At 73.9% G+C, this 23,175-nt stretch carries 19 protein-coding genes; 12 read left to right on the top strand and 7 right to left on the bottom strand.

Annotated features, from left to right (window positions below; all coding sequences use genetic code 11):
- Positions 1–124: 124 nt before the first annotated feature.
- Positions 125–1,072 (top strand): phosphatidylinositol-specific phospholipase C, encoded by a 948-nt coding sequence (locus ACFWWQ_RS02975; RefSeq protein WP_384589085.1) that lies wholly within the window; start codon positions 125–127, stop codon positions 1,070–1,072.
- A gap of 143 nt (positions 1,073–1,215) precedes the next feature.
- A complete protein-coding gene (locus ACFWWQ_RS02970) occupies positions 1,216–2,226 on the top strand; it encodes a hypothetical protein (protein ID WP_384589082.1) in 1,011 nt (336 codons plus the stop codon).
- A gap of 33 nt (positions 2,227–2,259) precedes the next feature.
- Here the strand turns inward: ACFWWQ_RS02970 and ACFWWQ_RS02965 are convergent, their stop codons facing one another.
- Entirely contained in the window at positions 2,260–3,297 is a 1,038-nt protein-coding gene (locus ACFWWQ_RS02965; RefSeq protein WP_384589079.1) for a phosphatidylinositol-specific phospholipase C domain-containing protein, read from the bottom strand.
- Between the two features lie 201 nt (positions 3,298–3,498).
- On the opposite strand from ACFWWQ_RS02965, the gene ACFWWQ_RS02960 reads away from it, so the two are divergent.
- Positions 3,499–4,011 carry a DUF2165 domain-containing protein gene (locus tag ACFWWQ_RS02960; protein WP_384589076.1) on the top strand — a complete coding sequence of 171 codons (513 nt, stop codon included), beginning with the start codon at positions 3,499–3,501 and terminating at the stop codon, positions 4,009–4,011.
- Between the two features lie 76 nt (positions 4,012–4,087).
- Here the strand turns inward: ACFWWQ_RS02960 and ACFWWQ_RS02955 are convergent, their stop codons facing one another.
- Positions 4,088–5,260 carry an FAD-dependent monooxygenase gene (locus tag ACFWWQ_RS02955; protein WP_384589073.1) on the bottom strand — a complete coding sequence of 391 codons (1,173 nt, stop codon included), beginning with the start codon at positions 5,258–5,260 and terminating at the stop codon, positions 4,088–4,090.
- Positions 5,261–5,619: 359 nt separating this feature from the next.
- Here ACFWWQ_RS02955 and ACFWWQ_RS02950 point away from each other — a divergent pair, with 359 nt between their 5' ends.
- From ACFWWQ_RS02950 to ACFWWQ_RS02935, 4 genes are all read left to right on the top strand, one after another.
- Positions 5,620–6,348, top strand: coding sequence for a PAS domain-containing protein (locus ACFWWQ_RS02950; RefSeq protein ID WP_384589070.1), 729 nt, complete (start codon positions 5,620–5,622; stop codon positions 6,346–6,348).
- 64 nt (positions 6,349–6,412) lie between these two features.
- On the top strand, positions 6,413–6,874 hold the full coding sequence (locus ACFWWQ_RS02945) for a universal stress protein (RefSeq protein ID WP_384589067.1): 462 nt from the start codon (positions 6,413–6,415) through the stop codon (positions 6,872–6,874).
- Between the two features lie 150 nt (positions 6,875–7,024).
- The gene (locus ACFWWQ_RS02940; RefSeq protein WP_384589064.1) at positions 7,025–7,240 is read left to right on the top strand and encodes a dodecin; all 216 of its coding nucleotides are present in this window, start codon (positions 7,025–7,027) and stop codon (positions 7,238–7,240) included.
- Between the two features lie 134 nt (positions 7,241–7,374).
- On the top strand, positions 7,375–8,814 hold the full coding sequence (locus tag ACFWWQ_RS02935) for an amino acid permease (RefSeq protein WP_384589061.1): 1,440 nt from the start codon (positions 7,375–7,377) through the stop codon (positions 8,812–8,814).
- Between the two features lie 130 nt (positions 8,815–8,944).
- Here ACFWWQ_RS02935 and ACFWWQ_RS02930 read toward each other — a convergent pair whose 3' ends face one another.
- Positions 8,945–9,412 (bottom strand): hypothetical protein, encoded by a 468-nt coding sequence (locus ACFWWQ_RS02930; protein WP_384589058.1) that lies wholly within the window; start codon positions 9,410–9,412, stop codon positions 8,945–8,947.
- A gap of 417 nt (positions 9,413–9,829) precedes the next feature.
- Between ACFWWQ_RS02930 and ACFWWQ_RS02925 the strand changes: the two genes are divergently transcribed.
- Positions 9,830–12,265 (top strand): GH92 family glycosyl hydrolase, encoded by a 2,436-nt coding sequence (locus ACFWWQ_RS02925; RefSeq protein ID WP_384589055.1) that lies wholly within the window; start codon positions 9,830–9,832, stop codon positions 12,263–12,265.
- On the opposite strand, the gene ACFWWQ_RS02920 is transcribed toward ACFWWQ_RS02925, so the two are convergent.
- The 4 genes from ACFWWQ_RS02920 to ACFWWQ_RS02905 all read right to left on the bottom strand — a co-directional run bounded on the left by ACFWWQ_RS02920 (position 12,226) and on the right by ACFWWQ_RS02905 (position 17,705).
- Positions 12,226–14,685, bottom strand: coding sequence for an ABC transporter (locus ACFWWQ_RS02920; protein WP_384589052.1), 2,460 nt, complete (start codon positions 14,683–14,685; stop codon positions 12,226–12,228). The genes ACFWWQ_RS02925 and ACFWWQ_RS02920 overlap by 40 nt on opposite strands.
- Before the next feature lie 20 nt (positions 14,686–14,705).
- A complete protein-coding gene (locus ACFWWQ_RS02915) occupies positions 14,706–15,980 on the bottom strand; it encodes an NAD(P)/FAD-dependent oxidoreductase (protein WP_384589049.1) in 1,275 nt (424 codons plus the stop codon).
- A complete protein-coding gene (locus ACFWWQ_RS02910; RefSeq protein ID WP_143941284.1) occupies positions 15,977–16,171 on the bottom strand; it encodes a ferredoxin in 195 nt (64 codons plus the stop codon). Before ACFWWQ_RS02910 ends, ACFWWQ_RS02915 begins: the two co-directional genes overlap by 4 nt.
- A gap of 343 nt (positions 16,172–16,514) precedes the next feature.
- On the bottom strand, positions 16,515–17,705 hold the full coding sequence (locus ACFWWQ_RS02905) for a CapA family protein (RefSeq protein WP_384589045.1): 1,191 nt from the start codon (positions 17,703–17,705) through the stop codon (positions 16,515–16,517).
- A gap of 434 nt (positions 17,706–18,139) precedes the next feature.
- Between ACFWWQ_RS02905 and ACFWWQ_RS02900 the strand changes: the two genes are divergently transcribed.
- From ACFWWQ_RS02900 to ACFWWQ_RS02885, 4 genes are all read left to right on the top strand, one after another.
- Positions 18,140–20,503, top strand: coding sequence for a Tat pathway signal sequence domain protein (locus ACFWWQ_RS02900; protein ID WP_384589042.1), 2,364 nt, complete (start codon positions 18,140–18,142; stop codon positions 20,501–20,503).
- Between the two features lie 142 nt (positions 20,504–20,645).
- Positions 20,646–21,419, top strand: a complete 774-nt coding sequence (locus ACFWWQ_RS02895) for a triose-phosphate isomerase family protein (protein ID WP_384589039.1) — start codon at positions 20,646–20,648, stop codon at positions 21,417–21,419.
- A 64-nt stretch (positions 21,420–21,483) separates the two neighbouring features.
- Positions 21,484–21,954 (top strand): RpiB/LacA/LacB family sugar-phosphate isomerase, encoded by a 471-nt coding sequence (locus ACFWWQ_RS02890; protein ID WP_384589036.1) that lies wholly within the window; start codon positions 21,484–21,486, stop codon positions 21,952–21,954.
- 116 nt (positions 21,955–22,070) lie between these two features.
- Entirely contained in the window at positions 22,071–23,084 is a 1,014-nt protein-coding gene (locus ACFWWQ_RS02885) for a zinc-dependent alcohol dehydrogenase family protein (protein WP_384589033.1), read from the top strand.
- Positions 23,085–23,175 lie beyond the last annotated feature (91 nt).

The raw sequence follows: 23,175 nt of genomic DNA, 5'->3' as shown, positions 1-23,175 counted from the left end.
GCGCCGCCCGCTCCGCCCCGTCGCACGGGTGTCGTGCGGCGGGGCCATATGGTTCGATATCTCGATCACCTGTACGCACCGGTAGGTCCGGGCGTACGACGGACCAGGGGCAGGGGTGGCGGGGATGGGGCTGGATCGGCGGGGTTTCCTCAAGGGTGCGGCCGCGTTGGCGGGCGCCGGGATGCTGGCGGGCGCCGGGGCGGGTTCCGCGGTCGCCGCGCCCGGCCGCCGTACGGCCACGGTCACCGCGCAGAACTGGCTGGCGGCGGTCGGCGACGCCACCCCCGTACAGCGGCTCTCGATCCCCGGTACGCACGACTCGGGCGCGCGGCACGGCGGCCCCTGGGTGGAGTGCCAGAACACCGCGATCGGCGAGCAGTTGGCGAGCGGTATCCGCTTTCTCGACGTCCGCTGCCGCGCCATCGAGGATGTCTTCGCCATCCACCACGGCGCGTTCTACCAGGAGTTGATGTTCGGCGACGTGCTCAACGCCTGCGGGGACTTCCTTGCGGCGCAGCCGTCGGAGACGGTGCTGATGCGGGTGCAGCAGGAGTACTCCGAGGTGGCGGCGGAGGAGTTCCGCCGGATCTTCGACATCTACCTCGACGCCAAGGGCTACCGCCCGTTGTTCCGGCTGGACGGCGGGCTGCCGACGCTGGGCGAGGCGCGCGGCCGGGTCGTGCTGCTCGCGGACGCCGACGGCATGCCGGGCGTGCGCTACGGCGCGCCGGAGCTGTTCGACATCCAGGACGACTACATGACGGAGCCGATCGGGAAGTTCCCGAAGGTCGAGGCGCAGTTCCGCAAGGCCGTCGCCGAGCCGGGCAAGCTGTTCGTCAACCACGTCAGCACCGCGGCGCTGCTGCCGCCCCGCTCCAACGCGGACCGGCTCAACCCGAAGGTCAAGAGCCTGCTGGAGGGCGAGGGCGCCGGCTGGCAGGGTCTTGGCATCGTGCCGATGGACTTCCCCAACGAGACCGGTATGGCCGAGACCCTGATCCGGCACAACGTCGGGGACGCCCTGGTGCAGGAAGGCGCGCGGGGGCGCCGGTTCCTCGCGGCTGACGCCTGACGGGACGGGCGGAACCGGCCCCGGCCGCCGGGCAGTTCGGCTGCCCGTTCGGGCAGGAGGTCTGCCCCGGGGGCTCTTACCGTTCCCCGCATGTGGCCGGTAGGCAGGGGAGAACGCCCCCGTGTTCTTCCGAAAGGCCGCCCATGCGCGCGCAGGAACCCGTCAAGAACCGCAACCAGGACGCCGCCCGGGACCGTCCGCGCGCCGCCGTACCCCGGACGCCCGCGGTCGGCCCGGTGGCGGCAATGCACGCGTTGCAGCGCAGCATCGGCAATGCGGCGGCGTCCCGGCTGATGGGCGCCGCCCGGCACACCCACGGCCCCGGCTGCGGCCATCAGGACGCGGCGCCGGTGCAGCGCACCCTGTCCTACGGGCCGTGGTCGCGGAAGTACCTCCAGGAGAAGGAGTTCATGCCGCTGCTGAACGCCGCGGACCCCGGGTCGCGGGCGCAGGGCATCGAGGCGCCCTTCGACTCCCTCATCGCGAAGGTGGAACACGCCGGACGGCATGTGACGTTCCGGGAGGCGAAGCCGCCGCGGGGCCGGGCCGCGTTCTCGGTCGAGGAGGGCGAGGGCGTCCTCACCATCGACCCGCCGTCCGCGACCGCGACCGCCCGGGAGCTGCGGGACTTCGCCACCACGCTGACCCATGAACTCCAGCACGCCGTGGACTTCGTGGAGAAGCGCTTCCCGGCCGACAAGGAGGCGAAGTACGACGGGGACAGCGCCACGCAGCGGAAGACGGCGCAGATCGCCGCGGAGCTGCGGGCCTTCGGGGTGGAGGCGGCCGCCGCCGCGAAGCTGGCCATCGGCGACACCTACGAGGCGTCCGAGAAGCCGTTCAGCAAGCTGGCGAAGGGCCTGCCGTCCTCGTCGATCTCGCCGGAACAGCAGTCCCTGGTCGTGGAGTTCCAGCACCTCGCCTCGTACGACGCGGCCGGTAAGGACCTTCTGGCAGCCTTCCTGAGAGAAGGCGTAGAGAACAGCCGCATCCTGAACCGGCTCGCCGCCTACCTCCTCCAGTACGGGCTGATGCCCGAGCCCGGCCACGCGCAGGCCCTCGCCTGGCTGCGGCAGAACCCGAAAGTGGTCGAGCGCGGCCTCGCGGAGGGCGCGCGTCTCTTCCACCGGCGCAGGCCCGAGCTGAAGAAGTAACACGCCGGACCCGCAAGGCCCGGCGCCCCCACGTCACTTCCCGCCGCGCGGCTCCACCGTCTTCAGGACGGACGGCAGCGGGTACCAGTCGGCGGTGGTGAAACTGGCGTGCGCCCCGGCGAGCTGCCGGACCCGGGCCAGCGCGTCGCCCTCCGGCGGACGGGTCCCGTCGATCGCCGGGGCCACCTTGTGGGCGTCCGTCATGATCAGCAGGTAGTGGCGGGTGTCGTACCAGGCGGTGTCGATGCCGTCGGCGAGGTACGTCGAGGCGTCGCCGTCGAACATCACGAACCACGGGCGCAGCGACGCGTCCGCGTACCGGCTGCGGGGGTCACCGGCGGCCGCGCCGTGCACCGCGGGGAAGGCCGTGGCCTGCGACACCTTGCCCGTGGCGGCGAGGTCCTTGAGGTGGCGGGCGTACTCGACGTCCGTCCAGAGCTTGTCGAAGGGGTTGTTCTCCTCGACGGTGCCGGGGATCAGCTCGAAGAGGAATTTCCCCTTGAGCGCGTCCCGTTCGGGCCAGCCTCCGGCGCGCACCGCCTCGTCCGGGGTGGCGTGTCCAGCCGTGAGGTCGCCGGGGCCGTAGACCGCGCCGCCCAGCTTCCCGCGGACCAGGGCGTCGAAGGCGGCGGGGCCGCGGCCGCCCTTGTCGTTGAAACCGTCCTTCATCTCGACCTTGATGAGCACCGGCCGGTGGCCGGGGTGCGCGTCGTGCCAGGCGCGCATATCGGCGAGGCAGCCGCCGAAGTCCTGGTCGCGGCCCTTGGTGCGCAGGTCGGCCGGGGTGGTGGCGCCCTCGCAGTTGCTGTTGTTGCCGAGCGGGTTGCTGTGCGAGACGCGCCAGGAGCGGCCGAGACCGTTGGTCCAGACGTCCAGCTCGACGAGGGACGCACCGGAGTCCAACGCATCCGCGAGATACGGGTACTTGTCCTTCTCGTAGGCGTTGTGGACGCCGACGGAGGTGCTGGTGGCGTAGGTCGCCGGGGCTGTCTCCGCGCCCGCGGTGGCCGCCACCGTGATCATCCCGGCCGCCGCCACGGCCACCGCTCCGACGCCCCACACCTTTTTCATCCGTCCCGCTCTTCCGTCTCGATCCGCGACCGCGCACCGCGCCGCCGTCCGCCGGTCGCTCACCCGGCCGAATGGGCAGCAGAGTACGGGAGTTGGCGCCGGGCGGTGGCGGAGAACGGCAGGTCGGGCACGTTCGGGCGGCGGCCGTGGCAGGCTGCACGGGCCGTGGCCGCAGGGGCCCGGCCGACCAGGGGAGGAACCATGTCCGAACGGACCACGCGAGGCGGATCGCCGGTCGCCGCGGTCGTGCTGAGTGGGATCGTCGCGCTGTACATGGCGCTCGTCGCGTTCGGCAACCTCACGGATTTCGGCACCAACCAGGAGTTCGTCCGTCATGTCCTGGCGATGGACACGACGTTCCGGGACGAGGACCTGATGTGGCGGGCGGTGACCTCCCGCACGGTGCAGGACGGCGCATACATAGCGATCATCGTCTGGGAGACGACGGCCGCGGCGCTGCTGGCCACGGGAACGGTGTGGTGGGCGCTGCGGCTGCGGCGGGACACCCCCGGGCGGGCACGGACGGTGGCGGTGGCCGGGTTGCTGATGGTGCTGGTGCTGTTCGGTGCCGGTTTCCTCGCGGTGGGCGGCGAGTGGTTCGCGATGTGGCAGTCGAAGCAGTGGAACGGTCTGGACGCGGCGACCCGCAACGTCACGGTCGCGGGCCTGGCCCTGCTGGTGGTGCAGGGGGCGGGGCGGCGGACGGACGGCTGACAGCCGCCCCGGGGAATGCTGGGCCCCTACGGGCCCGGCGCCGCGGACGGCAGCCGGGCGCCGCCGCACCCCCGCCTCACCACCTGAGGCGATACCCCGTCAGCCAGTCCGAGCCGCCGTCCCCCTCGGCGTGGCGGCGCCCCTCGGCCTCCCGCTCCCGGTTGCCGTCGGCCGTTCCCACCCGTCCGGCCAGCCCGGCGCTGGCGGCGACCACCTTCTCGACGCGCTCACGTCGCGCCGCCTCGAACGCGGCGTACGCGGTGGGCGCGTCGGCGTGGTCGCGCAGCGCGCGGGCGAGCACCACGCCGTCCTCGATGGCCATGGAGGCGCCCTGCGCGGCGTTGGGCGCGGCGGCGTGGGCCGCGTCGCCCAGGATGACGAGCGGGCCGCGGTGCCAGCGCGGGGTGCGGGCGATGTCGTAGGAGCTGGAGGCGACGACGGTGTCCCCGGCGGCCCGGACCAGGGCGGCGGCGGGCGTGGCGTCGTCCGCGAAGAGTGCGGCGAGCCGGGCGCGCCACTCGGCGGCGGTGGGCGCGCCGCCGCCCCGGGGCCGCTCCGCGCCGGGAACGTTGGCGAACCACCACACCACCCCGCCGGGCGCCCGGGTGCAGCCGAGGAAGCCCCGCGATCCGGCGACCATGGTGTAGGTGTCGGGCGCCAGCGGGACGTCGTCGGCGCGGGCGTAGCCGCAGACCGTGTTCTGCCCGGTGTGGCGCGGACGCGGGGCGTCCGGGTCGATGAGGGTGCGGGTCACCGAGTGCAGCCCGTCCGCGCCGATGAGGACGTCGCCCTCGGCGGTGGTGCCGTCGGCGAAGGCGGCCGCCACCCGGTCACCGTGCGGGCCGGGAACGGTATCGGCGCCGATCAGCCGCTTGCCATGGTGGACGGGGATACCGCGGCGGACCGCCTCGTCGTGCAGGACCCGGTAGAGCGTGGCCCGGCGCAGGGTGCGTGGGCCGAGGCCGGTGCCGTCCCCGCCGGAGATCGGGCGTTCGCCGCGCGGCGCGCCGTCCGCGCCGATCAGGGCGACCCGCCGGGCCGGGAAGGAGTGCGCGACGACGGGCCCGTGCGCGTCGATCACCCGTAGCGCCTCCAGGCCGTTGGTGAAGACGACGAGGAACGCGCCGACGTCATCGGCGCCCGTCGGATACGCCTCGAAGATCTCCGCCGCGATGCCCGCCTTGTGCAGCGCCAGTGCGGTCACCGTGCCCGCGATGCCGCCGCCGACGATCAGAGCCTTCCTCGCCATACGCTCCCCTGTTCCGGCACCGGCCGCGGGCCGGCGGAGGCGGCGTGGCCCGGCGCCGCGCCGTGTGCCCCCGGCCCGTGGCCCGGCGGCCCCGTCAACGTACCCGCCGCTCCGCCGCGCCCGCCGGGGAACGCCGCGGCCGGTCACGGGCCCGTCGGCGCGGCACGGGCGAGATCCCCGCCCCTGGCACGCGGACCCCGGACGGGCACCCCCTGATGTGCGATTGTCGAGGGGACGCCGGTACAGGTCACCGCGGCGGACCGCAGGTTTAGGGGTACCCCGCCCGGGTCGGCGACTGCATGATTGTGCAGTGGTTTTCCCCGCCGCTCAGAGGCGGGACGAGGAAGGGTCGACAGGGCATGGCGGACGGAGCCGAGCCGGGCACGGTGCGCAGCGGAACACCGGACGGAGGCGGTCCGGAGGCCGCCGGGGACGCGCCGGAGGCCGCGCCGCTCCCGCCTCCGTGCCCGCCGGGACCGGCCCCGCAGAGCCCGTGGCGCAATCACTTCCTGACCCTGCTCGACCGGCTCCCCACCCCGGTCGCGGTGTGCCGGGCGGACGGCGGGGTGCTGATCGCCAACCCGGCGATGGCCGCCGAGTGGGGCGTCGCCCCCGGGCGGCTGTGCGGCCGTAACCTGCTGGACCTCTTCCGGCCGCGTGACACGGCCCAGTTGGACCGGCTGACGGAGGCACTGCGGCTGGGCCGCCGTTCCCGGTATCCGGTGGCGGTGGGCTGGCGGGGGACGGACGGCGTGGCGCGGCAGGGCGAGCTGTCCCTCGACCCGGTGGGCGATCCGTCGGCGCGGCCCCCGGCGCTGCTGGCGCTGCTGAAGGTCCGGGAGTCGGCGCCGCCGCCCGCGCCGCGCGGCCGGGTCAGCCCGGTGGAGGGCCGCATCCTGGCGCTGGCCGCGGGCGGCGCCACCACCGCGGCGATCGGTTCGGCGCTGGGGCTGACCGTGGACGGCGTCAACTACCACCTCTCCCGGCTGGCGCGCCGCTGGCGGGTCCAGGGCCGTACCGCGCTGGTGGCCCGCGCCTACGTCCTGGGCGTACTGGAGCCGGGCAGCTGGCCGCCGCGCGCCGCCTGACCGGACGTCGCTCCACCCGCTGCCCGGCCGTCCGTGCGGACAGACGTACGGATAATCTCAAGGGGTGGAGGAGAAGCAGCAGCCCGCGTTCGAGCGGGGCACGGACGGCCCGAAGGTCATCGTCGTCGGCGTCGACGGCTCGGACTCGTCGTGGCGCGCCGCCGCCTACGCCGCGGGGCTGGCCCGCCGCCAGGGCGCGAAGCTGGCGCTGGTCTACATCCAGCCGGTGCTGCCCGCCGGGGCGGCGATGGGCGCGCCGGTCGTCGACGCCGCCCATGAGGTGGCCGAGGAGTTGATGGCGGAGATCCGCCGGTCGACGGAGCGGCTGCAGGGCCTGTACCACATGCGCTGGGAGTTCCACACGCTGCGCGGTGACCCGTACGCCGGGATGGTGCAGATGGCCGACGAACTGCGGGCGGACGCCGTGGTCGTGGGCGCCTCCGAGTCGGCCGGGCACCGCATCATGGGCTCGGTGGCGGTCCGCCTGGTCAAGGCCGGACGCTGGCCCGTGACGGTCGTCCCGTAGGGCCCGTCGTCACACTCCCGTCCGCCCCGCGCCGACAGGCCCCACGGCCGGTACCGCTCCGGGCGGGTCAACTCCGCTGGTGGGCCCGGTGGCGCTGAGGCACGGTGAGAGGTGCACGGGCGGAGCGCCGCCCCGGCCAGGGAGACCACCGTGACCGACCACACCTACCGTGTGACAGAGATCGTGGGCACGTCCCACGAGAGCGTCGACGCCGCGATCCGCAACGGCGTACGGCGGGCCTCGCAGACCCTGCGCAACCTCGACTGGTTCGAGGTGGCCCAGGTGCGCGGCAACCTCACCGACGGCGAGATCGAGCACTACCAGGTCTGCCTCAAGGTCGGCTTCCGGTTGGAGGACGCGGGCTGACGCCCGCCGCGGCATGCCCCGGTGAACTCCCCGCCCGGCCGGCGTGAACCCCCGGGGAGATGCCTTCCCTGCCGGCCGTCGAGGGTCCATCATGAGCCGCCGTCAGGCCACGACGGAGGGTACGGAGGTCACCAATGGGGTTGCGCCCGGGACACGGAGTACTGCGCCGCAAACCGATCGAGCACATCGAGGAGGCGGAGGGCGGATCGGCCCAGCAACTGACGCGGGTGCTGGGCCTGTGGCAACTGACCGCGATCGGCGTCGGCGGCATCATCGGTGCCGGAATCTTCACCCTGGCCGGTACGGTCGCCAACGGCAAGGCCGGACCCGCCGTACTGATCTCCTTCCTGATCGCGGGCATCGCCAGCGCCGCGGCGGCGTTCTCGTACGCGGAGTTCGCCGGTCTGATCCCGAAGGCCGGATCGGCGTACACGTACGGCTACGCGGTCCTCGGTGAACTGGCGGGCTGGTTCATCGGCTGGGATCTGCTGCTGGAGTACACCGCGATCGTGGCGGTGGTCGCCATCGGCATCTCCGGCTACTTCAGCTTCCTGGTGGGCGAGATGGGGGCGAAGCTGCCGGACTGGATGCTGGGCGCGCCCGGCACCGGACCGGGCCACCGGGTGGACCTCTTCGCGGCGGTCCTCTGCCTGCTGATCGCGTATCTGCTGACGCTGGGCATCAAGAACGCGGCCCGCTTCGAGATGATCGTGGTGGGGCTGAAGGTGCTGGTGGTGATCGGCGTCATCGCGGTCGGCTTCTTCCACATCAGAACCGCGAACTACCACCCGTTCTTCCCGTTCGGCGTGAGCGGCGCGTTCACCGGCGCGGCCACCGTCTTCTTCGCCGTCTTCGGCTACGACGCGATGAGCACGGCGGCCGAGGAGTCGAAGGACGCACAGCGCCACATGCCGAAGGCGATCATCTACTCGCTGGCCATCTCGATGGTGCTGTACGTCCTGGCGTGCCTGGTGCTGACGGGTATGCAGAACTACAAGGACATCGACCCGGAGAGCGGTTTCTCGTCGGCGTTCAAGTCGGTGGGGCTCAGCAGCGTCGCGGACGTCATCGCGGTCGGCGCGATCATCGGCATCCTCACCGTGATGTTCACCTTCATGCTGGGCGTGACCCGGGTGTGGTTCTCGATGAGCCGGGACGGGCTGCTGCCGAAGTGGTTCGCCAAGACCCATCCGACGCGGCACGTCCCGACCCGGGTGACCTGGATCGTCGGGGCGGCGTCGGCGGCCATCGCCGGATTCCTGCCGATCGGCGAGGCGGCGGAGCTGACCAACATCGGCATCCTGCTGGCGTTCGTGGTCGTCTGCATCGCGGTGATCGTGCTGCGCTACAAACACCCGGAACTGCCCCGGACGTTCCGCACCCCGGGCATGCCGGTGGTGCCCGCGCTCGGCGTGGTCTTCTCGCTCTGGCTGATCACCTTCCTGGAGTGGCAGACCTGGGTGCGGTTCGTGGTGTGGTTCCTGGTCGGCCTGGGCGTGTACTTCGGCTACTCGTACCGGCGCTCGGAGGTCGGGAAGGCCGAGCAGCGGGAGGCGGGTGACGGAACGTCCTGACGACGGACGGGCGGCGGGCCCCGGGGAGCGCCCCGGGACCCGCCGCCTTTCCACGTCGCGGCTCAGAACACGTCGTGGCTCAGAGCACTTCGTGACTCAGAACACGTCGCGGCTCAGAGCACGTCGTGGCTCAGAAGACGAACGGCCCCGGGTCCTGGGCCCCGGTGGCCTTGCAGGTGGCGGTGATGCCGAAGACGACGACCTTGAGGGAGGTGGCTTCGAGGCTGTCGCCGGAGGCGACGGTACCGGTGAGCGGGCCGGTGCTGACGGCACTGCCGGAGGGGATCGCGGGGTTGGAGCTGCCGCTGAAGGTGGCGGTGCCGGAGCCGTTCTTGGTGAGGGTGAGGGTGGATGTGACGGAGTTCGCGGCCACGTCGATGGGGGCGGTGATGGCCGAGGTGGAGACGCTGATGGTCGCGGCCGTTCCGTCCTGGGTGGCGGTGAGGGTGGCGGTGCCCTTGCCGTAGCTGCCGCAGTCGAAGCCGAGGGTGGCGGTGTCGGGGTTCACCGCACCGGCGGCCGGTGCCATGGCGAGGGTGCCGGCGAGTGCCGCGCCGACGGCGAGTGCGCTGCCGATGCCGAGCTTGAGGTGCCTCATGTGGGGGTCCGCCTTCGTGGGGGGGGAGGACGAGGTCGGGGCGCCGGCCGTCGTGGTGCGGGCGGCGGGCGTCCGCGCGGGGCCGCGGCGCGGTCCCGTGCCGGCACACGGATCTGACGCATGTTCAGCAACCTGAATGCGGAGCCCATTGAGGCACGGCCCCGCGCAGAGAACAAGGCCATGCCACGGAGTTTCTTGACGTGTCATCATCAAGACGCCGGGCGACGGCCGGGCCGTTCCGCCCTCTTGACGGGCACCGGACCGCCCCCAAGAATGAGCCCGCCCTGACAACGTTGTCGACTCGCTCCGCCGCGTCGCCCCGGTGCCCGCCGTGCCGGAGGCCCCGGTGCCCCGCCACGCCCGGTCCCCCCGCCGCGCCCGGTGGGCCGCGCAGCGCTCACTCCCGGAGGTCCACCCATGCCATGGCCCCGTCGCACCCGGCTGCGCACCGCCGGTGCGGTGCTGGCGGCCGCGCTCGTCGGGGGCGCGCTCGCGGCCCCCGCCGCGCAGGCCGCGCCCCCGTCCGGCCGCCTCACCGACCTGGTCAACCCGTTCATCGGCAGCCGCAACGACGGCAACACCTACCCGGGCGCCGCCGTGCCGTTCGGCATGGTGCAGCTCTCCCCCGACACCGGCCACACCACCGGCTACGACTACGACGACGACCACATCCGCGGGTTCAGCGCCGTGCACGTCTCCGGTGTGGGCTGCGGTCTCGGCGGCGATCTGCCGACGCTGCCGACCACCGGCGACGTCACCGAGACCGACTACGCGAAGTACGCCGCCGCCTACCGCCACGACGACGAGTCGGCCCGCCCCGGCTCGTACCGCGTCAAGCTGACGTCGTACGGCGGTATCGGCGCCGAGCTGACCGCCACCGCGCACACCGGGCGGCAGCGGTACGTCTTCCCGGCGACGGGCAAGGCCAATGTGCTGCTCAACGCGGGGCAGGCGCTGCACAAGGTGGTGTCCAGCCGCGTCGAGGTGCTGGACTCGCGCACCGTGCGCACCGCCGTCACCGGCCGCGGCTTCTGCCAGGACACCCAGCCCTACACCGTGTACACGCTCACCCGCTTCCACCGGCCCTTCGCCTCCTACGGGACGTGGCAGGGCGACAAGGTGACGGCCGGTGCGAAGGGGTCGACGGCGGCGGGGCGGCACGGCGCGTACGTCCGCTTCGACACCCGGAAGGACCGCACCGTCGAGGCGACCACGGCGATCAGCTATGTGGACGCGGCGGGCGCGGCGCGCAACCTCCGGGCGGAGGGCGGCACCTCCTTCGGCCATGCGCGGGCCGCGGCCGACGCGGCGTGGGAGCGGCGGCTCGGGCAGGTGCGGGCCTGGGGCGGCGATCCGACGCTGCGGCGGACGTTCTACTCGTCGCTGTACCGCTCGTTCCTCGCGCCCAACACGGGCACCGACGTGGACCGCCGCTACCGGGGCTGGGACCAGCGCGTCCACCGGGCGCGCGGGTTCACGTACTACCAGAACTGGTCGCTGTGGGACACCTACCGCACCCAGGCGCAGCTGCTGGCGCTGCTCGCGCCGCGGGAGTCGCGGGACATGGCGCTGTCGGTGCTGCGCGTCGGCAAGGAGAGCGGCTGGCTGCCCAAGTGGGGCTACGGCACGGTCGAGACCAACATCATGACCGGCGACCCGGTCACGCCGTTCCTGACCAACGCCTACCGGCAGGGGCTGCTCGCCGGGCACGAGGAGGAGGCGTACGCGGCGCTGAAGCGGAACGCCGACGGGGTGCCGCCGGCCGATTCGCCCGCGGTGGGCCGGGAGGGCAACGCGCAGTACCTCAAGGACGGTTTCGTCCCGTTCCTCAAGGGCCGTCCGCACACCAAGCCCGGGGACTCCGACTTCGACCACGGTGGGTCGGCGACGCTCGAATACGCGCTGGCCGACGCGGCGCTGGCGCAGATGGCGCGCGATCTGGGGCATGGTGCGGACGCCGACCGGTACGCGGCCCGGGCGCAGAGCTACCGCACGGTCTTCGACGCCTCGACCGGCTTCTTCCGGGCGCGGGACGGGAAGGGCGCGTTCACCGGGCCCGCCGATCCGGCGAAGAGCGAGGGGTTCCACGAGGGAACGGCCTGGCAGTACCAGTGGCTGGTGCCGCAGGACCTGCCCGGGATGATCTCCCTCATCGGCGGCAAGGCGAAGGCCACCGAGCGGCTGGACTCCTTCTTCGCCTACGACAAGCTGCTGAAGGACCCGGAGAAGACGGCGCGCGAGGTATGGGTCAACGGCCCGTACGACTACTACAACGCGGACAAGTACAACCCGCAGAACGAGCCGGATCTCATCGCGCCGTACACGTATCTGTCGGCCGGTCAGCCGTGGAAGACGACGGATGTGGTGCATGCGGCGCTGACGCTGTTCACGGACACGCCGACCGGGATGACCGGCAACGACGATCTGGGGACGATGTCGGCGTGGATGGTGCTGTCGTCGATCGGGGTGTTCCCCGTGCAGCCCGGCACCGACACCTGGGGGCTGAGCACCCCGGTATTCGACCGCGTCGACCTGCGGTTGGACCGCCGCTTCTACCCGGCGGGCCGCTTCACCGTAACGGCGCCCGGTACGTCGGCGAAGGGCCGCTATGTGCAGGCGGTGCGGCTCGACGGCGAGGCACGGCAGCGGACGTATCTGACCACCGGCGAGCTGCGCGGGGCGCGGGAGCTGGCGTTCACCGTGGGCGGTTCGCCGTCCGGGTGGGGCACCGGGGCGGCGGACGCGCCGCCGCCGATGAACGCGGCGGCGGCGGAGTCGGCCCGCGCGGCGTACGTGCGTCCGTCAACCGACGGTCAGCGGGTTTCCGGGCGGGCCCCGGCGCGGGCCAGGTAGGGGGCGGTGCGGCTGCCGGGGGTGGCGGCGACCTCCCGCGGGGTCCCGGCGGCGACGATCCGGCCGCCGTCCGCGCCGCCCCCGGGCCCGAGGTCGATGACATGGTCGGCGCCCGCGACCACGCCCATGTCGTGCTCGACGACCACGACGGTGTGCCCGGCGTCCACCAGACCGTGCAGCTGGCGCAGCAGCACCTCGGTGTCGGCGGGGTGCAGGCCGGTGGTGGGTTCGTCGAGGAGGTAGAGGGTGTGGCCGCGGCGGGTGCGCTGGAGTTCGGTGGCGAGTTTGATGCGCTGCGCCTCGCCGCCGGAGAGTTCGGTGGCGGGCTGGCCGAGCCGCAGATAGCCGAGGCCCACCTCGCGCAGGGTGCGCAGGCTGCGGGCGGCGGCGGGGACGTCGGCGAGGAATTCCGCGGCGGCGTCGACGGTCATCGCCAGGACGTCGGCGACGGTCCGGCCGCGGTAGGTGATCTCCAGGGTCTCGGGGTGGTAGCGGGCGCCGTGGCAGGCGGTGCAGGGGGCGTAGGTGCCGGGCAGGAAGAGGAGTTCGACGGCGACGAAGCCCTCGCCCTGGCAGGTCGCGCACCGTCCGGCGGCGACGTTGAAGGAGAAGCGTCCGGCGGTGTAGCCGCGGGCGCGGGACTCGTCGGTGGCGGCGAAGACCTTGCGGACCGCGTCGAACAGCCCGGTGTAGGTGGCGAGGTTGGAGCGCGGGGTGCGGCCGATGGGCTTCTGGTCGACGCGGACCAGCCGGTCGACGGCGGACAGGCCCTCGGCGGAGGCGATCCGGGCACGGTCGTCGGCGGCGTCCTCGGCGGTCTCGGCGTCCTGGGCTCCGGTCGGTTCCCCGTCCGTCCCCAGGTGGTCGCGGACGGCGTCGGCCAGGACCCGGGTGATGAGGGTGGACTTGCCGGAGCCGGAGACGCCGGTGACGGCGGTGAAGAGGCCGAGCGGGACGTCGGCGTCGAGTCCGCGCAGATTGTGCAGGGTGATACCGCGCAGCGCGATCGTGCCGGTGGGCTTCCGGGGCGTGCGGTCCGGGGCCGGGGCGGGGTCGAAGAGGAAGCGGCGGGTGGCCGACTCCGCGGCGTCGGCGAGCCCGGCGACGGGTCCGCTGTGCAGGATCCGGCCGCCGTGTTCACCGGCGCGCGGGCCGACGTCGACCAGCCAGTCGGCGCTGCGCACCACGTCCATGTCGTGTTCGACGACGAAGAGGGAGTTGCCCGCCTCCTTGAGCCGCCCCAGGACGGCGAGGAGGGATTCGGTGTCGGCGGGGTGCAGCCCGGCGGAGGGTTCGTCGAGGACGTAGACGACGCCGAAGAGGCCGGAGCGCAGTTGGGTGGCGAGGCGCAACCGCTGGAGCTCCCCGGCGGAGAGGGAGGGTGCGGGACGGTCCATGGCGAGGTAGCCGAGGCCGAGTTCGGTGAGGACCTCGATACGGGCGACGAGGTCGCGGGCGAGGGTGGCGGCGACGCCCTCGTCGTCGCGGCGCGCGGTGGGAGTCAGCAGCGCGGCGAGCGCGCCGAGCGGACGGGCGGCCAGGTCGGCGATGTCGTGTCCGGCGAAGGTGACGGCGAGGGCTTCGGGACGCAGCCGCCGTCCGGCGCAGGACGGGCACGGCTCCGTGATCAGGAAGCCGCGGACGCGGGTGCGCAGCGTCTCGCTCTTGGAGTCGGCGAAGGTGTGCAGCACATAGCGGCGGGCGCTCATGTACTGGCCCTTGTAGGGGCGTTGGATACGGCCGGCCTCGCGGACCGGTTCGACGGTGACGACGGGCTGTTCGTCGGTGAAGAGGATCCAGTCGCGGTCGGCGGGCGGCAGGTCGCGCCAGGGCCGGTCGATGTCGTGGCCGAGGGTGGCGAGGATGTCGCGGAGGTTCTTGCCCTGCCAGGCGCCGGGCCAGGCGGCGACGGCGCCCTCGCGGATCGTCAACGTGGGGTCGGGGACAAGGGAGTCCTCGGTGACGCGGTGGACGCGGCCCAGTCCGTGGCACTCGGGGCAGGCACCGGCGGCGGTGTTGGGCGAGAAGGCGTCGGAGTCGAGGCGCCCGGCGCCCTCGGGGTAGTCACCGGCGCGGGAGAAGAGCATCCGCAGGGAGTTGGAGAGGGTGGTGACGGTGCCGACGGAGGAGCGGGCGGAGGGCGCGGAACGGCGCTGTTCGAGGGCGACGGCCGGGGGCAGCCCGCTGACCTCCTCGACCTTGGGTGCGCCGACCTGGTGGATCAGGCGGCGGGCGTAGGGGGCGACCGACTCGAAGTAGCGGCGTTGCGCCTCGGCGTAGAGGGTGCCGAAGGCCAGCGAGGACTTGCCCGATCCGGACACCCCGGTGAACGCGACCAGCGCGTCCCTCGGGATGTCCACATCGACGGTGCGGAGGTTGTGCTCACGGGCGCCGCGCACCCGTACGTACGAGTCGGTCATCCCTCCATGATCGGGCACCGTCAGGCGGGGGCGAGAACCGCCCGCGCGCGGGCGCGTGCCTCCTCCCAGGGCAGCGGGGTGGCGACGACCGCGCGGAGCGCCCTGACCTGGCGCGGCGGCAGTCCGGTGGCGAGGACGCCGGTGGCACAGCCGTCGCGCCCGTAGAGGGCGACGGCGCTGCGGGCGGCGCGGTCCAGGACGGTGGTCTCCGTACGGTCGGCGCCCGCGGTCAGCCCGTATGCCTGGAGCTTGATGCCGTACTGGTCGGACCAGAAGTACGGCACGGGGGCGAAGGGACGGCGCTCGGGGGCGGGTGCCGGGACGGGGGCGCCGGGCGCGGCTTCCGCGACGAGTTCGGCGAGGAGGTTGCGGGCGGCGGCCATGCCCTGTTCGGTGGCGTTCATCCGGTGCTCGAAGCGGAGCGGGACGCCGTGCAGCGGGTGGTCCCAGCGGGCCACGTCCCCGGCGGCGTAGATGCCGGGTGCCGCCGCGCAGTACGCGTCGCAGCGCAGCCCGTCGGTGGTGTCGAGGGCGGGCTCGCCGCGCAGCCAGCCGACGGCCGGTTCGGAGCCGATGGCCAGCAGGACGGTGTCGGCGGGCAGTTCGGTGGCGTCGGCGAGCCGGACGCCACCGGCCGTGCCGGGTGCCGGACCGGTGAGGAATTCCGCGACGTCGCCGGTGAGCAGGCGGACGCCGCGGGTGCGGTGCTCCTCGGCGAGCAGCCTGCCGACCTCGGGCCCCACCGCATGGGCCATCGGGACGCGGTCGCGGCCGATGAGCGTGACCTCGTGCCCCAGCTCCCGCGCCACGGCGGCGGCTTCGCAGCCGAGGACGCCGTTGCCGACGATGACGAGGCGGTGCCCGGCGCCGGACAGCCGGGCGCGGAGCGCGACGGCGTCGTCGAGGGTGCGCAGGGTGAGGACGCCGTCGAGGCCGTCCGCGCCGGGCAGGGTGCGGGCGGCGACGCCGGTGGCGACGATCACTCCGGCGCAGGTCAGGCGGGTGGAGTCGGCGAGCGTCAGGGTGCGGGTGGCGGCGTCCAGGCCGGTGGCGCGGGTGCCGAGCCGCAGGTCGAGGTCGAGCGGGGCGAGCTGGTCGGCGGTGCGCAGCAGCAGCCGCTCGCGCTCCCAGGTGCCGTGCAGCAGCTGCTTGGACAGCGGCGGGCGGTCGTACGGAAGGTGGGGTTCGTCGCCGATCAGGGTCAGCGGCCCGGTCCAGCCGGAGCGGCGCAGCGTCTCGGCGGCGGCCAGTCCGGCGGCGGAGGCGCCGACGACGGCGACGGGACGGGCGGTCATGCGTGCAGCTCGATGACGCCGGCGGGGCAGAAGGCGGCGGCCTCGCGGACCGCGTCGTGCCGCTCGGCGGGCGGCGCGTCGTCGAGCAGCACGACGACGCCGTCCTCGTCCCGCTGGTCGAAGACCTCGGGGGCGACGAGCACGCACTGGCCCGCGGCGCAGCACTTGTCGGCGTCAAGGGTGATCTTCATGGCCGGTAACTCCTGGGGTGTGTGGGTGGGTTGGGGTCGATCATCCGGCGCAAGGACGGTACCGCCGTCGGCGGATGACAGGCAGGGCGCGGCCGCCGTGGATCGACATACCGGCAGGGAACGGGAGGGCGGCCGGCGGGGACGGCCGCCCTCCCGGGGCCGGGGCGCCCGGCCCGGCGCGGGCCGTCAGCGTGCTGGACCGGCGCGGGCCGTCAGCGTGCCGGACCGGCCGCCCGCCGACGCGCCCGCCGGGCAACCGCCGCGGCGTTCCGGACCGCGGGCCGCCCGGCCCGCCCCGCAGCCTCCGCCACGCGCACGGCGGGCGCCGCCCACACCCCCGCGCTCAGCGTCCCGCCTTGAGCCCCGACGCGGCGGCCCCCCTGCTGAGCACCGTCTTTCCGATCGCGGCGCGCTCCTTGACCCACTTCTTGGTGCGGCCGAGGTTGATGCTGCGCAGCGGCTGGTCGCGGGTGAAGAGCTGGGGGACGTACTCCGCGTCGGTCACCTGCCAGCGCTCGCCGGACCGCTCCGGCGGGGCGAAGCGGAAGCGCGCGACGGTGCCCCAGTTGCCCTCGGGCTTCTTCATGGAACCGGCGATCTGGTCGCCGAGCCCGTAGACGACCCAGACGCCGTTGACCTTCTCGTACGCCTGCGGGGTGCGCGAGCCGGTGCCCAGGATCAGGTCGATGTCGGGGCGGCCGTCGGTCTCCGATGCGGTGAGGGCGCGGGCCAGGGCGAGTTGGGTGGTGTCGGGGGCGGTGCGGTACTCGCTGCCCCACTCCACGCCGACCACGACGAGGTCGGCACCGGCCCGCCGGGCGGCGCGGGCGTCGGCGATGATCCGCTGTTCGTCGACGAGGTTCACCGCCCAGGGCCGGGCGCCGCGGGCGGTGGCCCGGCGGTCCCCGAGGACGTAGGAGAGGTGCGCGACCTCGGCGCCGCCGCGCGCCCGCAGCAGCGCGGGCCGGGAACCCTCGGCGGCATCGCGCGCCGAACCGGTGTGCCGCATCCCGACGGTGTCGAGCGCCTCCAGGGTGGACCGGATCCCGGCGTCGCCGCGGTCGAGGGTGTGGCCGGAGGCGGTGGCGCAGGAGTCGAACCCGGCGTCCTTGAGAGCGGTGGCGACCTGGGGCGGGGCCTGGAAGGCGCCGGAGCTGGTGAAGGGTCCGGTCAACGGGCCGAGCGGGGTCCCCAGGTGGCAGAGCGCGAGGTCGGCCTCGGCGATGACGGGTTTGATGCCCTTGAGCATCGGCCGGTAGTCGTACCCGGTCGGCGCGACCCCGCGCCGCGCGACGTCCGGCGCGTCCTCCTTCGCGGTGTCCAGCACCGTCGGGTACGAGGCGAGGACATCCCCGGACGCGACGAGGGTGAAGGGCGCCTTGGCCGCCGAGGGCGGCGGGGCACCGGCGTGACCGCCCGCCGCGGCCGGTGCGGACGGGGCCGGGCGGGACGGCGGGGCGGCCGGCGGGGCACCGCAGCCGACGGCGAGGGCGGCGAGCAGGGCGGTCGCCGCATACCGGGTGTACGGAATCATCCCTGACGCATATCAGGATGGTTCTTCAGATAAGCAGTGGAAAGGGTGGGTTGCGGGTTTATCGCCCGGACGGCGGTGCGGCCGAACTGCGGCGGACCCGGCAGGGCACCGGACGGCGGGGACCACGATCCGGCGCTCGGCGCGCTGCTCATCGAACGGCGGGCGCGGATGGCGGCGGATCCGGCGGGGTACTGAGCGGGGCCCGGAGCGGCGTACGCCCCTCGCCCCGCACCGGGAACCCACCCCGTCCTGCGCATCAACCCCCGTCCCCCACACACCGGTTGGCCGTCCGAAATCCGCTCAGCGCTCCGGCTTGCACCCCGTACGAGGGCTTCCGGATCCACCGGTGGGGCCCCACCATGCGGTGGGGCCGGTGCGGCGGGCGGCCGTCCCGTGCTGCCCGTTCCCCGCCGCGCGCGCCGACTGGAGGCCGCATGGCCGTCGAACCGTCCCCGTCGCACCGCTCCCCCGCCTCCCCGCCGAGACGGCGCGTCCTCGGGGTGGCGCTGGCCGTCGGCGCGGTGGGCGCCACCGGGGGCGGGGAGACGTCCACGGCCGCCCCGAGGCCCGCCCCGGAGCCCACCCCGGAGCCCACCGCGGAGCCCGCCGATCCCTGGGTGCGGATCCTCGACGACGCCGACCCCGCCTGGCGGCGACTGCCCGCGGCGTGGCACGAGGCACCGTTCCTCGGGAACGCGCTGCTGGGCAGCCAGGTGTACGCCGAACCGGGCGCGAACGCGGTGCGGTTCACCGTGCAGCACAGCGAAGTCCAGGATCACCGGCCGGAGTTCGGCGCGCTGTTCGGGCTGGCGCGGCTGCCGGTGGGGCACTTCACGCTGGAGCCATCCGGCACGATCACCGCGGTGGACTGGCGGCTGCGGCTGCGCGACGCGGAGCTGACCGGCACGGTCACCACCGACCGCGGCACCCTCACGGTGCGCGCGCTGGTGCACACCTCCCGTTCCGTGCTGGCCGTCGAGGTCGTCCCGAGCGCCGGGGAGCGGGCGTTCCGCTGGCGGTTCCACCCGGCCGAGGCGATCAGCCCGCGCGCCGCGTTCAAGCCTGTGCCCGAGGGGTACACCGGCAATCCCCCCGCCCGGATCGAGGAGCACACCGGGGCGCGCGCCGCCGTGCAGCCGCTGCTGGCCGGCGGGGCGCACGTCACGGCGTGGCGGGAGCGGACCGGCGGGCACGGGGCGCGGACGCTGTACGCGGCCGTCGTCCCGGCGCGCCCGGACCGCGCGGTGCGGCGCCGGGCGCTGCGGACGGTGCGGGACGCCGCCGCACAGCTGTACGACGCGCTGGCCGCGGACCACCGGTCGTGGTGGCACGCCTATTTCCGCCGCGGCTTCCTGTCCGTACCGGACTCCCGGCTCCAGCGGTTCTACTGGATCCAGCTCTACAAGGCGGCGTCCGCGGCGCGCGCCACGGCGCCGGTGATGGCGACCTGCGGCCCCTGGCTGGAGCCGACGCCGTGGCCCGCCACCTGGTGGAACCTCAACGTCCAGCTGGAGTACTGGCCGATCCACGGCGCCAACCACCTCGAACTCGACGCCGTGACACGGACGTTGAGCGAGTACCGGGAGGCGTTGTCGGAGCAGCTGGAGGCGCCGTACCGGGCCGGGTGCGCGGGCATCCCGCGGACCACCGACCGGTTCCTTCGGGGCGGCGCGGCGGTGGCGAACGGCGGGTACCCGATCGGCGTTCCGGGGCAGGACCCGCCGACGCCGGAGGCCGGCAATCTGACCTGGGCGCTGCACAACGTGTGGCTGACCTACCGCCACACCATGGACGAGGGCGTGCTGCGCGACGTCCTCTTCCCGCTGCTGCGCCGGGCGGTCGCCTACTACCTGCGGTTCCTGGAGCCGGGGCGGGACGGCCGGCTGCATCTGCCGGCGACGTTCTCACCGGAGTACGGCGTGAACGCGCCGGACTGCACCTACGATCTGGCGCTGCTGCGGTGGGGCTGCGCGACGCTGCTGGACGCGGCGCGGACGCTGGGGGTGTCCGATCCGGCGGCGGACCGCTGGCGGGAGGTGCTGGCCCGGCTCGCGCCGTATCCGGTGAACGCCGACGGCTTCATGATCGGCGCGGGCGTCCCGTTCGCGAAGTCGCACCGCCACTACTCCCATCTGCTGGCGGTGTACCCGCTGTACGACGTCACCTGGGAGCAGCCGGAGCACCGGGAGCTGATCGAGACGTCGCTGCGGCACTGGGTGGGGTTCGAGGGCGCGTTGCAGGGCTACACGTTCACCGGCGCGGCGTCGATGTGCGCGCAGATGGGGCGGGGCGAGGAGGCGCTGGGCCATCTGCGGACGCTGCTGGACCGCTTCATCCGGCCGAACACGATGTACGAGGAGTCGGGCCCGGTCATCGAGACGCCGCTGTCGGCGGCGCAGTCGCTGCACGACATGCTCTGCCAGAGCTGGGGCGGGGTGATCCGGGTCTTCCCGGCCGTTCCGGCGGCCTGGCGGGAGGCGCGGCTGCACGATTTCCGCACCCAGGGCGCGTTCCTGCTGAGCGCCGCCCGCGCCGGGGGCCGTACGCGCTGGGTGCGGCTGTTCAGCGAGGCGGGCGCACCGTGCGTGGTGCGGCATTCGCTGCCGCCCGGCCCGGTGGCGGTCACCGACGGGCACGGCCGCCCGCTGCCGTACGAGGCGGCCGGTCCGGGGACGCTGCGGCTGCGGCTGGCCCAGGGCGGCACCGCGCTGATCGCCCCGCCCGGGGAGCGGCCGGACACCCGGCCCGCGCCGGTCACGCCGGACGGTCCGGCGCCGCGGTGGGGGTTGCCGGGGTGAGGGGGCCGGGCGGTCGCGCGGTGCGGCCGCCCGATCCGTGACACGCCTCGGGATCGCGCCGCCTCATCACAGCCAAGCTGTGAAATTCACGTCTTGATTTGAGAACTTCACATGTGATTCTGTTTGAAGCATCATGAACGACGTGATCCCTGAGAACTCGACGTCCGCCGCGCGCCCGCGCCCGGTGGTCGGCGTCTCGCTGAAGCTCTACTTCGGCCTGGCGCGGACCCGGGCCTGGCTCGCGGAGGTGGCCGCGCTCCGCGACGCCCTGGCCGCGCTCCCCCGCCCCGTCGACCTCTTCGTCCTCCCGGCCTTCCCGGCGCTCGCCGACGCCCGCGAGCTGCTGGCTGGAACCGGCATCGGCTACGGCGCCCAGGACGTCCACTGGGCCGAGAGCGGCGCCTGGACCGGTGAGGTCTCCGCGGGCATGCTCGCCGAGACCGGCGCCCGCTATGTCGCGGTCGGCCACGCCGAGCGCCGTCGCCACTTCGGCGAGACCGATGAGACGGTCGCCGCCAAGACCCGGGCCGCCACCCACGCCGGTCTGGTCCCCGTCATCTGCGCCGGCGAACGCCGCGCCGACGACCTCACGGGCGCCGTCGAGGAAACGCTCACCCAGGTCCGCGCCGCCCTGTCCTGCGCCGCCCCCGGCAGCGAGGTCGTGATCGCGTACGAGCCGGTCTGGGCGATCGGCGCCCGCGAACCGGCACCCGCGCACCATGTCCGCGCGGTCGCCGGCGCGATCCGCGGTGCGCTGCGCGACCACGACGTCCGCGGCCGGCTGATCTACGGCGGGACCGCGGGCCCCGGGACGTACACCGAGCTGGGCGGCGCCGTCGACGGGCTGTTCCTGGGGCGTCTCGCGCACGACACCGAGGGCCTGCGCAAGGTTGTCGAAGAGATCGCCGCCGGTTGACCGGCCCGCACTTCCGCCACCCGCATCCACCCGGCCCCACGGCCCCACCCCTCAGGAGAACACCGTGACCACCGCCCAGGACACCGTCCGCATCGCCATCGGCGCCGACGACGCAGGCGTCGTCATGCGGGACGCGATGATCGCCTACCTCACCGAACGCGGCCACCCCGTCACCGACATGAGCGCCGCCCCGTCCGAGGACTACCCCGACGTCGCCGAGCGCGTCGCGCGGAGCGTGGCGCGCGGCGACCACGACCGCGCCGTGCTGATCTGCGGCACCGGCATCGGCATGGCCATCGCCGCCAACAAGGTCCCCGGCATCCGCGCCGCGCAGATCCCCGACAGCTACAGCGCCGAGCGCGCCCGGAAGTCCAACGACGCGCAGATCGCCTGCTTCGGCAACCGCACGATGGGCGTCGAGGCCGCGCTGGTCTGCCTGGAGCACTGGCTGGTCTCGGAGTTCGCGGGCGGCGGCTCGGCGCCCAAGGTCGAGAAGATCCGGCAGGTCGAGTCCCGCAACCTCCTCACGGCCTGACCACCGGGGCCCGGGGCGGAGACCGGACCGGACCACGACGGCGGATCCCCGCCCCGGAGCCCTCCCCGGAGCACCCGTACCCTCTCCCGCATCTCTCCCGAAAGGCGGTAACGACCATGCGCGCAGTTGTCATCGAGGAACCGAACAAGCTGTCCGTGACCACCGTCGCGGACCCCACGCCCGGCCCCGGCGAGGTCGTCGTCAAGGTCACGGCCGCCGGGCTGTGCGGCACCGATGTGCACATGCTCGCGGGCGAGTTCGGGCCCACCCGGTACCCGGTGATCCCCGGCCACGAGTTCTCCGGCGAGATCGTCGCGGTCGGCGCGGGCGTCACCGGCTACGCGGAGGGCGACGCCGTCGCCGCCGACCCGGCCCTCTACTGCGGCGCCTGCCACTTCTGCTCCATCGGCCGCGGCAACCTCTGCGAGCAGTGGGGCACCATCGGCATCACCGTCGACGGCGCCTGCGCCGAATACGTCAAGGTCCCTGTCGGTAACCTCTACCGGCTGCCGGCGACCGTCCGCCTGGAGCACGCCCCGCTCATCGAGCCGCTGTCGACGATCGTGCGCGGCTTCGACATCGTCGGCCCGCGGCTCGGCGACAACTTCCTGATCTACGGCGCGGGCACCATGGGCCTGCTCTACCTCCAGGTCGCCCAGCGGGCCGGTGCCGCCTCCGTATCGGTCGTCGACATCAACGAGGACCGGCTCACGGTGGCCCGCCAACTCGGCGCCGACGCCGTCGCCACCACAGCGGACGCGCTCACCGACGACCACCCGCGCGGCTGGCAGGTCGTCACCGACTGCACGGGCAACATCCGCGCCATCGAGGATGGTCTGACCCGCCCGATCCGCGGCGGCACCTTCCAGCAGTTCGGTTGCGCCCCCGACCAGGAGAAGGCGCGGTTCTCGCCGTTCCGCATCTACAACGACGAGATCCGCATCGTCGGCAGCATGGCGATCCTGCACAGCTACGGCCGCGCCGTGGAACTCCTGGGCAAGGGCGTCATCGACTCCGAAACGATGATCACGCACCGCTTCGGCCTCGACCGGTACGCCGAGGCCCTGGAAACCTTCAAGAAGGGCACCGGCCGCAAGTTGCAGATCGTCCCGAACGGGCCGCTCGCCTGACCCGTACGCCGGACGGCCGCCCCCCCCCCCCCCCCGGCGGCGGCGCCCCGGCCCCCCCCCCGGGGCCCCCCACCCCCCCCACACACCGGGC

The organism is Streptomyces sp. NPDC059080 (genome assembly GCF_042739975.1).
In the GTDB taxonomy this organism is placed as follows: domain Bacteria; phylum Actinomycetota; class Actinomycetes; order Streptomycetales; family Streptomycetaceae; genus Streptomyces; species Streptomyces benahoarensis.
The sequence above is the reverse complement of the archived record's forward strand: the minus strand, read 5'-3'. Positions and strand labels throughout refer to the sequence as shown.